Raw genomic sequence first — 6,971 nt, 5'->3', positions numbered from 1 at the left:
AGCAGCCTGGGCTACCGCAGCCCCGCCGACTACGAGACCACACTCGCGGTCTGACCACCACAACGAGGGTGTCCGTCAAAGCGGAGCAAGCTCACACCCCCCGCCGGGTGGCGGAGCTGGAGCCCCGCATCCGGGCCGCCGCCGAGGCGCTCGCCCAGGGGGTGGCCCGGCGCATCGGCGCCGAAGGGCAGGCGGATCTGGTGTCCGAGTACGCCAACCCGCTCCCCCTCATGGTGATCTGCGATCTCTTCGACGTCCCGGAGGCTGATCGGCAGCCGTTCTCCACCTGGGCCGCCACGATGCTCACCCCGCGGCGGCCCAGCGATGCCGCGGAAGCCATCGAGAGCATCCAGAAGTTCTTGGTGGCGCTCGTCGATGAACGCCGCGCCCGACCTGGCGACGACCTCCTCTCCGACCTGATCGCCGCGCGGGACGAAGGGGAACGCCTGAGCGAGGACGAACTCATCTCCCTCGCCTTCCTGATCCTGCTGGCGGGCAGCGAGAACACCCCACACCTGATCAGCGGGGGAGTGCTCACCCTGCTCGAACACCCTGGGCAGCTCGCTGCCGTGCGTGCGGACCAGTCCCTGCTGGCCCCGGCGGTCGAGGAACTGCTGCGCCACACCCACCCCAACCAGACCGCGATCCGTCGATTCCCCACCGAGCCCGTCGACATCGGCGGCGTGCGCATCCCGGCCGGCGACACGGTGCTCCTCGGGTTGGCCGCGGCCCACCGAGACCCCGAACGGTACGCGAGCGCCGACCGGTTCGACGTCCGCCGCGAGGACACCGCCCACCTCGCCCTCGGTCACGGGCTGCATTACTGCCTGGGTGCGCCGCTCGCCCGCCTGGGGCTGCGCGTGGCCTTCGCCACGTTGCTGAGGGCTCTGCCAGCCCTCAGACTTGCGGCTCCGGTCGAGTCCCTGGCCTGGAACACCAGTTTCCGCTCCCATGCCCTCCGGCAGCTCCCCGTCACCGTCACCCACTGAAGGGACGACCGTTGTGAAGCCGCCTCGGACCCCCGGAGCGGGCGTCCCCCCCGGCGCTGCGCCCGCCATCGAACAAGGCGCGACCGGTGGCCGGATCGTCTTCCTCAACGGCACCTCCAGCGCCGGCAAGACCAGCATCGCCCGCGAACTCCTCCGGGTCCTGGAGCAGCCCTACTTCCACATGCCCGTGGACGCCTTCCACGCCATGCGTTCTTCGGTCACCGTGTCTCCTGAGGACCTCCCCGAGGTACTGCGTCGCACCTGGATGGGGTTCCACCGGGCGGTCGCGGGGATGGCGGCGAGCGGGAACAACGTGGTGATGGACCACGTCCTCAGTGAGGAGTGGCGACTGGTGGACTGTCTGGGTCTGTTGGTCGCGAAGGACGTCGTCCTGGTGGGGGTGCACTGCCCGCTCCCGGAGCTCGAACTCCGAGAACGCACGCGGGGCGATCGGCCGCGAGGCCTGGCGGCCCGACAGTTACACCAGGTCCATGCACACGGATGTTACGACGTCGAATGCGATACGAGTGTCCAGAGCCCGGCGGAGTGCGCGCTGCGCATCAAGGAGTTTCTCGCGGGACCGCCCGGGCCGACCGCTTTCGAGGCGCTGCGCAGCAGGTACCACACCTCTTCGTACGGGTGCTGATCGGGGGTCCCCGGCGGCTGGCCGACGGACGGGGAACTGCGGCGAACAGGGCTGCGAAGGCCCGGGGTCGAGGAGCATGGTGATCAGGCGGGCACGGCGGACCTCGTGGGTGCCCCTCGGGTCGGAGCACACGCGTCCGCGCGGCGCTCACCCGTTCCTGGGCCGGTCGTCCCTCGGGGTCAGTGGATGAAGCTGAAGCTCTGCCACGGCAGGCTTCCGGGTGCGGTGTTGTTCGACAAGGTCGTGCCCACGTAGGTCGAGTCTTCGGCAGTCTTCTTCTCGCAGTTGGGCGAGCGGTACAGGACGACGTCGATCAGCGTGTTGTTGACCACCGTGGTGGCTCCGTTGGGTCCGATCGGATGGCAGCCGCGGACCAGGGTGTTGGAGTAGGACACGGCAAGGTCCGTATCCCGGTTCGTGAAGGTCAGCTGACCCACCGAGTTCCTGCCCAACCCGGAGCAGCCCGTGACGGTGAGCAGCAGGGCGGCCCCGATGATGGTGCCGATACGCCGGTGGTGCGACATGGCAGACCTCGTCTTCGTGGAACGGACCTACAGCCAGTCAGCCTGCCGCGAACGGGCTCCGGCGGCACCCGCAGCGCGTCCAAACGGATGCCCTGCGCGGGCGCGATCGCGAGGCGCTGGGCACTGGGCAGGGCGGCAGAGTGCTTCCCTGATCGATCTTCCGAGGTCGTGAAGGGTCAGCGGAGAAGGCCGGAATGCGCTCAACCAGTCATCGGATTCTCAACCCGCAGCGCCTTCTCTTGGTCTCGCAGACCAGACCGGGGGGAGACGCCCCCCGGCGCAGGAGAGGCACGGGAATGAAGATGCGGACGTCCCTGAGGTTCACCCAGGCGGCCCTTGCGGTGTCGGCTTCGGCCGCGCTGGTGCTCACCGGGCTCACGGTCCCAGCAACGGCTGCCTCGCCGCCGACGTCCCCCGCTTCGTCACCGGACGCCGCACACCGGGCGGTGCAGGAGGCGCTGGAGGCGGAAGTGCGGCAGGGAGTACCGGGGGCGCTGGCGGTGGCCGAGCGGCATGGGTGGAGCTGGTCGGGGACCGCGGGCGTCGCCGACCTGCGCACAGGGCGGCAGCGTCTGGCGCGGGACCACTTCCGGTCGGGCTCCATCACCAAGACCTTCGTGGCCACGACGCTGCTCCAGATCGAGGCCGAGGGCGGGATCGATCTGGACGACACGGTGGAGCGGTGGCTACCGGGACTGGTGCGGGGGAACGGTCACGATGGTCGCGTGATCACGGTGCGCCAGCTCCTCAACCACACCAGCGGCATGTTCGATTACACCCAGGACGAGGACTTCGCATCGCAGTCATTCGGCGGCGGCTTCCTCGAACATCGGTACGACACCTGGCGGCCGGAACAGCTGGTGGAGATCGCCATGGGACATCGGCCCACCTCGGACCCGGGCGTCTGGAAGTACTCCAACACCAACTATGTCCTGGCAGGCATGATCATTGAGAAGGTGACGGGCAACAGCTACGCCCGCGAGGTCCAGCGTCGCATCCTGCGCCCACTCCGTCTGCGCTCCACCGTCCTGCCTGGCACCGATGCCCGGATGCCTCGGCCTTCGGGACGTGCCTACTCGAAGCTGTCCGCGGACACCTCGGGGCCGACGTACGACGTCACCGAGCTCAACCCCTCCCTGGCCGGTGCGGCAGGAGAACTCCTCACCTCCGCTGCGGACCTGAACACCTTCTACCGGGCGCTGTTCTCCGGACAGTTGCTGGGGCCGGACCAGCTCAAGGAGATGACCACCACCGTCTCGATCCCCGGGGCGCCCGGATACTCCTACGGCCTGGGCATCATGAGGATCGAACTGTCCTGCAAGTCCGTGGTGTGGGGCCACAGCGGCGGCATCCACGGCTCCCTGTCCGACGCCGTGGTGAGCGGCAACGGCAGGCACGCGCTGGCGCTGAACTTCAACGCGGACTGGACCGGCCGCTCGCAGCCGGTGGTCGAGGCCGAGTTCTGCCGCTCCTGAACGAGGGGCACGGCCGGCCCCGCCTCGGGTCGATCGGGGCTACTCGAAGCGGGAGACGTCGCCGGCACCCCGGCGTACCACCTCGGCTTCACCGCTGGAGAAGTCGATGACCGTGGTCGGCTCGGTTCCGCACTCGCCGGAGTCGACCACGGCATCCACGACGTGATCGAGCCGTTCTTTGATCTCCCACCCCAGGGTGAGTGGCTCCGCCTCCTCCGGCAGGAGCAAGGTGCTCGAAAGCAGTGGCTCGCCGAGCTCGGCGAGAAGCGCCTGGGTGACCACGTGATCAGGGATGCGCACGCCCACCGTCTTCTTCTTCGGGTGCAGCAGCTGCCTGGGTACCTCCCTCGTCGCCGGCAGGATGAAGGTGTAGCTGCCCGGGGTGGCGGCCTTGACCGTGCGGAATACGTCATTGTCGATGTGCACGAACTGCCCTAGCTGCGCGAAGTTCTGGCACACCAGCGTGAAGTGGTGGCGATCGTTGAGGTTGCGGATCGACTTGATTCGGCCCACTCCCTCACGATTGCCGAGCTGGCACCCCAGCGCGTAGCAGGAGTCCGTCGGATAGGCGACGAGCGCCCCGGAACGGATGCTGTCGGCCACCGTGCTGATGGTCCGCGGCTGAGGGTTTTCGGGGTGCACATCGAAGTACTTCGCCATTCACCGAGCGTACGTGATCAGGGCGTCGGTCCGAACCCGGCCACCCTTGAGCCGGCGCCCGGGCCCCGATGACGGGCTCCGGGGGCGCCCGCAGCGGTCGTTCCCCCCGGGCCGGCCCATGCCGACGGTCTACCGCACGTCCACGTAGTCCTCGGCGGAGGAAGTCCAGGAAGTGGCTTCCGTGCCCGGGTAGGTGAGCCACCACCAGCCGTCCTCCACTGCCACCGTGGTGGTCGCCACCAGGCCCGAGACCAAGGTGTTCAGGCTCTGCACGTACTGGTACGTGGGGCTGGAGGGCGTACGGAAGACCAGCCGGACCGGGTGGCCGGGCTCTCCCGAGTAGCCGCCCTCGTCCCAGTCCGCGAAGGTCAGCCGCCCGAAGACGCTGATCGAGCGCCCTGCCAGCACTGGTTCGGGCAGGGCGTCCACCGTGAGGTGGGACCTGCGCTGGATCCGTACGGTGGCGAGGTTCGCCCTGCTCACGAGGCCCTCACCGGTGGCCGGGTCCCAGTCGTTGGGCACGGCGAGGCCCCACAGGCGGTACAGTCCGGCGTGCGCGTTGCCGATCTGTGCTGAGCCCGTGTCCACGGTGAAGAAGAACCGGCAGATCGAGGTGGTCGCGGAGGTGGCCTTGCAGCGCGGACCGGTCCCGGGATCCGGCGACAGGACGCGTCCGTTCGGGCCGAGGAGGTTGGCCTCGGCGCTGTAGGCACTGATGCCCGAATCGTCGGTCGCCGTGAAGGAGACCATGAAGGTGGTGCGGCTGTCCGGGCCGAGGACGAGGTCGCCGCCGGACACGATGCTCCCACCGGTGATCGCGGCGGGCCGCGAGAGATCGGCCCGGGCGATCGGGGCGCTGAGCGCCGTCAGGGCCAGGGCGGCGCTCAGGGCGGCTGCGACGGTCGACTTGCGCATGACGGTCCCCCCTCAAGGTGCGGCACCTCCTCGGCCGGGGCCACCGCCCCGCGGTGCCGGTGCGCCACAGCATAGGAGCGTGGCCGCGATGGCGGCTCCTGCCGTGCGAGAGCTGACACACATTCCTGACAGCACGGGGACACGCCCGGTACGGCCGGGGGCCGGGGCCACGGAACGCGGCCCCGGTGAGCCGGTACGGGAGCGGGCGGGGCCAGATGCCCACCGGGGCGGACGTAAGGCCCGGACAGGTGCGTCCTCGCCCCGGATCAGCCCAGGTCGTAGTCGAAGGAGTAGGACACCGAAGGCTCCCCGTGCCGGGCTGTGTAGTGCCCGGAGCCGCGCAGGCCAGCCAACTCCCCGGTGCCCGAGCCCGCCACCACCTCGAAGGAGCAGTGCACCGTCCCGTCTTCCGTGAACGAGCCGTGCTGCTCGACGGCGAAGGTCCCGGTCCGGCCGTCCAGCCGCCCGGCCAACACCTCCGCCCCCGTGAAGCGGCCGGTCTTTTGCGTGACGTAGACCAGGGCGTACTCGCAGGTGGTGTCGTCTGCTTCGATGCCGCCCGAGAAGCGGTTCGAGGTGGTGGCACGAGCGACCCTCGGAACCGATTCGCTGGAGCTCGTGTGGTTCTCCTCCCACCGCAAAGAGGTGAAGTGGCCCGTGGTCTGTGTGGTCATGATGATCCTTGGAGTCCGGTCGAGGGTGTGGTCCCCGCGCTCTTGAACCCAGCTTGATACGGATACCTGACGCCTTGTGTCAGGTATCGGGGACAATGACTTCATGCGTGCCGACCGACTCCTGTGCCTGCTGTTGATGTTGCAGAGCCGCGGGCGGATGACCGCTCCCGAGCTCGCCCGGGAGCTTGAGGTCTCCGTCCGCACGGTGTACCGGGACGTCGAGGCGCTGTCTGCCGCCGGCGTTCCGGTACGCGCCGACCGCGGCCCCGACGGCGGCTACCGGCTGATGGAGGGCTATCGCACCAGGTTGACGGGGCTCACCCACAGCGAGGCCGAAGCGCTCTTCCTCGCCGGGGTCCCGGGCCCGGCGGGCGAACTGGGCCTGGGCGCGGTGCTCGCCTCCGCACAGCTGAAGGTCCAAGCGGCCCTGCCCGCGCCGCTGGCCGGACGCGCCAGGCGTGTTCACGACCGGTTCCACCTCGACGCCTCCGCCTGGTTCCGGGACGCCGACCCGGTCCCACACCTGTCCGCGGTGGCCCGTGCCGTCTGGGACCAGGTGGTTCTGCGCACCCACTACCGGCGCTGGAGCGGCGAGGTGCTCCGTGAACTCAAACCCTTGGGCATCGTCCTCAAAGGAGGCATCTGGTACCTGGTAGCCCAGACGGAGGAGTCCGTGAGGACCTACCGGATATCGAGGTTCCTGGCCGTCGAAGCCACGGGCGAGGGCTTCGAGCGCCCTGCCTCCTTCGAACTCGCCACCTACTGGGGGGAGTCCGCGCAGCGCCTCACGGACTCCCTGCACCAGCACACCGCACGGTTGCGGCTGTCTCCGCAGGCCCAGCGCCTGCTGCCGGTGCAGTTCGGGGCGTCCGGAGGGCGCGCCCTGGAGGGAGCCGGAGCCCCCGATCCGCAGGGCTGGGTGGAAGTCGACCTGCCCGTGGAGTCGATTGGCGTTGCGGTCGGCGATCTCCTCAGGCTCGGGGCGGAGGCCGAGGTGCTGGCTCCGCCCCGATTGCGCGAGGCGATGGTCGCGGCCGTGACGGAGTTGGCGCGACGCTACCGGTCGCCATGAGCCGGGTCCGGCCGTG

At 69.5% G+C, this 6,971-nt stretch carries 8 protein-coding genes; 4 read left to right on the top strand and 4 right to left on the bottom strand.

Going from position 1 to position 6,971, the window contains the following annotated elements; genetic code table 11:
• Positions 1-989: cytochrome P450 (locus ACFYMC_RS25050; RefSeq protein WP_388529087.1), on the top strand; the 989-nt coding region annotated here is incomplete at its 5' end.
• A gap of 67 nt (positions 990-1,056) precedes the next feature.
• The gene (locus tag ACFYMC_RS25045; RefSeq protein WP_388529091.1) at positions 1,057-1,635 is read left to right on the top strand and encodes a chloramphenicol phosphotransferase CPT family protein; all 579 of its coding nucleotides are present in this window, start codon (positions 1,057-1,059) and stop codon (positions 1,633-1,635) included.
• Positions 1,636-1,814: 179 nt separating this feature from the next.
• Here ACFYMC_RS25045 and ACFYMC_RS25040 read toward each other — a convergent pair whose 3' ends face one another.
• Positions 1,815-2,159, bottom strand: a complete 345-nt coding sequence (locus ACFYMC_RS25040; protein WP_388529085.1) for a hypothetical protein — start codon at positions 2,157-2,159, stop codon at positions 1,815-1,817.
• A gap of 302 nt (positions 2,160-2,461) precedes the next feature.
• Here ACFYMC_RS25040 and ACFYMC_RS25035 point away from each other — a divergent pair, with 302 nt between their 5' ends.
• Entirely contained in the window at positions 2,462-3,634 is a 1,173-nt protein-coding gene (locus tag ACFYMC_RS25035; RefSeq protein ID WP_388529089.1) for a serine hydrolase domain-containing protein, read from the top strand.
• A gap of 39 nt (positions 3,635-3,673) precedes the next feature.
• Here the strand turns inward: ACFYMC_RS25035 and ACFYMC_RS25030 are convergent, their stop codons facing one another.
• The 3 genes from ACFYMC_RS25030 to ACFYMC_RS25020 form a co-directional block, all read right to left on the bottom strand.
• A complete protein-coding gene (locus ACFYMC_RS25030; RefSeq protein WP_388529083.1) occupies positions 3,674-4,294 on the bottom strand; it encodes an L-threonylcarbamoyladenylate synthase in 621 nt (206 codons plus the stop codon).
• A gap of 129 nt (positions 4,295-4,423) precedes the next feature.
• Complete coding sequence (locus ACFYMC_RS25025) at positions 4,424-5,209, bottom strand: hypothetical protein (protein ID WP_388529081.1); 786 nt, start codon at positions 5,207-5,209, stop codon at positions 4,424-4,426.
• A gap of 266 nt (positions 5,210-5,475) precedes the next feature.
• Positions 5,476-5,883, bottom strand: a complete 408-nt coding sequence (locus ACFYMC_RS25020; protein WP_388529079.1) for a DUF3224 domain-containing protein — start codon at positions 5,881-5,883, stop codon at positions 5,476-5,478.
• Between the two features lie 103 nt (positions 5,884-5,986).
• On the opposite strand from ACFYMC_RS25020, the gene ACFYMC_RS25015 reads away from it, so the two are divergent.
• On the top strand, positions 5,987-6,955 hold the full coding sequence (locus tag ACFYMC_RS25015) for a helix-turn-helix transcriptional regulator (RefSeq protein WP_388529077.1): 969 nt from the start codon (positions 5,987-5,989) through the stop codon (positions 6,953-6,955).
• Positions 6,956-6,971: the final 16 nt, after the last annotated feature.

The organism is Streptomyces sp. NPDC006879 (assembly GCF_042869595.1).
GTDB lineage: Bacteria > Actinomycetota > Actinomycetes > Streptomycetales > Streptomycetaceae > Streptomyces.
Note: the sequence above shows the minus strand (reverse complement) of the source record. Positions and strands in the feature narration are given on the sequence as shown.

Bases quoted from the DNA above. Each gene is read 5' to 3' on its own strand.
- ACFYMC_RS25040 (WP_388529085.1), bottom strand. From the start codon at position 2,159: ATGTCGCACCACCGGCGTATCGGCACCATCATCGGGGCCGCCCTGCTG.
- ACFYMC_RS25035 (WP_388529089.1), top strand. From the start codon at position 2,462: ATGCGGACGTCCCTGAGGTTCACCCAGGCGGCCCTTGCGGTGTCGGCT.
- ACFYMC_RS25015 (WP_388529077.1), top strand. From the start codon at position 5,987: ATGCGTGCCGACCGACTCCTGTGCCTGCTGTTGATGTTGCAGAGCCGC.
- ACFYMC_RS25025 (WP_388529081.1), bottom strand. From the start codon at position 5,209: ATGCGCAAGTCGACCGTCGCAGCCGCCCTGAGCGCCGCCCTGGCCCTG.
- ACFYMC_RS25030 (WP_388529083.1), bottom strand. From the start codon at position 4,294: ATGGCGAAGTACTTCGATGTGCACCCCGAAAACCCTCAGCCGCGGACC.
- ACFYMC_RS25020 (WP_388529079.1), bottom strand. From the start codon at position 5,883: ATGACCACACAGACCACGGGCCACTTCACCTCTTTGCGGTGGGAGGAG.